At 57.4% G+C, this 3,001-nt stretch carries 4 protein-coding genes; all 4 read left to right on the plus strand.

Annotated features, from left to right (window positions below; genetic code table 11):
* Positions 1–959 (plus strand): phage portal protein (locus SY1_RS08055; protein WP_015556733.1); only part of this gene is annotated, 959 nt, incomplete at its 5' end.
* Positions 960–1,039: 80 nt separating this feature from the next.
* Positions 1,040–1,426 carry a hypothetical protein gene (locus SY1_RS08060; protein WP_208873367.1) on the plus strand — a complete coding sequence of 129 codons (387 nt, stop codon included), beginning with the start codon at positions 1,040–1,042 and terminating at the stop codon, positions 1,424–1,426.
* A 96-nt stretch (positions 1,427–1,522) separates the two neighbouring features.
* The gene (locus SY1_RS08065; protein WP_015556734.1) at positions 1,523–1,912 is read left to right on the plus strand and encodes a D-Ala-D-Ala carboxypeptidase family metallohydrolase; all 390 of its coding nucleotides are present in this window, start codon (positions 1,523–1,525) and stop codon (positions 1,910–1,912) included.
* Positions 1,913–2,415: 503 nt separating this feature from the next.
* Complete coding sequence (locus SY1_RS08070) at positions 2,416–2,703, plus strand: hypothetical protein (protein WP_015556735.1); 288 nt, start codon at positions 2,416–2,418, stop codon at positions 2,701–2,703.
* Positions 2,704–3,001 lie beyond the last annotated feature (298 nt).

Here is a 3,001-nt window from a genome sequence, read left to right on the forward strand (position 1 = left end):
ACATGGCCGTGGGCCTTGAGTACGAGGCCCCGAAGCCGGCGGAGGCGTTCCTGGAGTCCATCTCCGGACCTGAGCCCTTCCTGGAGCTCCTGCACCGCGTCGCCTTCGACTGGGAGTGTACCGGCAACGCCTATCTGGAGGTGGCGCGTTCCCGCAAAGGGCAGATTGGCGAGCTCTACCACGTCCACGCCCAGACCGTTTTCTCCAGGGTTCGCGAGAACCGGCTGGTCGGGTACGTCCAGGAAACGGACGGAACCGTGGAGTTCGCGGCCTTTGGCGCGCGGGACGGGAGAAACGAGCTCTTCGCCTTCCGGCGCTACACGCCCCTTTCCACCTGGTACGGCCTGCCCGAATGGGTGGCCGCCTTGGAGGCCCTGCGGCTCGACCAGGAGAAGAAGAGCTTCTATGCCGCCTTCTTCCGCAACTACGCCGTGCCGTCCCTGGCCGTGGTGCTCACGGGGGCCGAGTTCGACGAGGAAACGGAGAAGACCATACGCGAAGGCTTCAAGCAGGTTAAGGGCGTGGACAACGCACACAAGACCATGCTGCTCTCTGTTCCCTTCGAGAACAGCAAGATAGAGTTCCAGCGCCTGACGGCGGAACTGAAGGATATGCCCTTCGACAAGCTCAGCCAGGCTACGCGGGAGGAGATTCTGGCGGCGCACGGCGTACCTCCGCGACTCGTCGGCATCGTCACCGCCGGGCAGCTGGGCGGCGGTTCCGAGATGGAGGGGCAGATGCTCAGCTTCATCGAGATGAAGGTCCGGCCCCGAATGAAGTACCTGGAGAATCGAATCAACCTGCTGCTGCGGGATGCAGGCCTGCCGGAGGAGTTCCGCTTGAAGGGCATCACGCCGTCCATCCCGAAGGAGCAGGCCGACGCAAAAACAGGGGACACCGATAAGGCCGTGGTGGAGGCGGAAATCCTGAAGGGGCTCGATCTTTTGGGCGGGCTCTGATGGCCGGCGAGGTTGACCTCCAAAAGGTCGCTCTCCGTATAGCGCACCGGATACGGGCTATAGCTATAAGGGAAAAGCTGGTGCCGGTTGGAAAGCCCGACCCGGATAGCGGAAAGCGCACGGGCGGCGAGCTGCGCAAGTCCATCCACGTTTCCTCTGTCCCCGGCGGCGCCATGGTAGGGACCAACAAGGTCTACGCCCGCGCCGTCCACGAGGGACGCCAGGCCCTGATCATCCGGCCCAGGCGGAGGAAGGCCCTGCGCTGGAAGGGCGGGGAGGGGAAGTATCTCTTTGCGAAGAAGGTCTTTCAGCCGGCGCGGAAGGGCCGCCCGTTCTTCCGCAGCGCCGCGGACCTCTTCGAGCAGAACCTTGACAAGGAAATAGCCGGTATTGCCCTGGACGACGAGCTGGCCGAGCACCTGGCGGCCAACCTCCGAAAGCAGGGAATTGACGTAAAGGTACAGTAGGCGCTTCTATCGCCTTGTGAGAACGGGGGGATCATTTCGTTGACGTCAACGAAATGATCCGGTGCAGTCTATAGCTGAATTGGAGGGGATTTTTTCATGGGAGACCTGACGGAACATTTTTCGAGGCACGAGCTGGCGTGTCGCTGCGGGTGCGGACTGTTCAACGCCAGAGGGCGCCTCCTGGCCACGCTTGAGGCCATCCGCAAGGCCGTGGGGAAGTCGGTGCACATCGAGAGCGGCTGCCGCTGTGCGGAGAAGAACGCCGACATAGGCGGCAAACCCGACTCTGGGCACCTGACCGGAGAGGCCGCGGACATCTGGGTGGAGGGACTGAGCAACCGGGACCTGGGAGTGGTCATCAAGGACCTGCACCGGCGCAAGCTGCTGCCATACCTGCGGTATTGCTACCTCATCCGGGGACGCACCACCACCCGCGTCCACGTCGGCGTGGACGAGAAACCACGCCGGGGCGTGTTTGGGTTTTAGAAAATGAGGAAGGGGCCGAGCCGGCCCCTTCTTCACCTAATCTACCACCCTTTTGGGAACCCTCAAGGGCCATGCCTTCAGTCCTCGCGGAGGATATATCCGCACCCCGTTGCGAGTGATCCACGACCGGTAAATGATCTCATAATCATCATTTTCCGGCAAATTCCCCCTTGTCATGAACGAACATCCCTTCCAAGAGGCAGGGATTTTACCGATTACAAAACTATTTCAGTAGGTATAATTACTGATGCTTAGTAGCATTGCAACCGACGAAGCGCCTCTTAAGCTTCGACTGACGCATAACTTGAGGGCTAACTCAAGTTGTGCGTTTCGTATTTTCAGGCGTAAGCCTAAATCCTATGACGAAGCTGGCGGGTAGTATTTGGGTTTTAACCGCGTCCCTGCATAAACGCGCAAAAAGTGCAAAGTGTTGACATCTATCGCATGCCAACGTTTTGCACTTTCGCCGTTTTTATGCAAACGCCCTCCAAGGAGGAGAAAAAATGAAAATCTGTAAAACAAGCCTGTTGAGTGCAGCTAAATGGTTACTGATGGTGACCATGCTCATGCTCACGTATTTGCCCTCAACGAAAATAACGCTTGCACTGCTCCCCATATTGATCCTGTGCTCCCTTGTTATTGTCCCAGCAGAGTGCTTTCATTACGTCATCATAGGGTGTCTCAAACACCTGATCTGGTGGGCCAATCTCATGCTTGGAATATGGGTGGCGCTGGGGGGCCTTGCTTTTGCCGCCACACTGGGAGTAAGGATAGCGTGCAGGATCATATAAGAGGTAAAAGGCGCCAAGATGGATACCCATATCGATAAAAACTGCTGTTTATGCGCAATAGAAGCTCCCTACCGAAAAACCGTCCTTCATAAAGGAGAGTTTTTTCTAGTCTTTCAAGATGTTTACACTGGAGAATTCCTGTCCGTATGCCCACTTTGCATCGCAAGGGAAATATCCCTCATAAGGAGGCAAAAGCTTACTTTCGTCGGTGCCTTATCTCACAAAAGAACGCAGTAAATCGGCTATTTCCCTCGCTATCTCGGCTGGTGTATGCGTTGCTGTGCTACGCGCCACTTTG

The organism is Fretibacterium fastidiosum, from assembly GCF_000210715.1.
GTDB lineage: Bacteria > Synergistota > Synergistia > Synergistales > Aminobacteriaceae > Fretibacterium > Fretibacterium fastidiosum.

Coding starts and splice junctions, on each gene's coding strand:
- SY1_RS08065 (WP_015556734.1), top strand. CDS start 1,523: ATGGGAGACCTGACGGAACATTTTTCGAGGCACGAGCTGGCGTGTCGC.
- SY1_RS08070 (WP_015556735.1), top strand. CDS start 2,416: ATGAAAATCTGTAAAACAAGCCTGTTGAGTGCAGCTAAATGGTTACTG.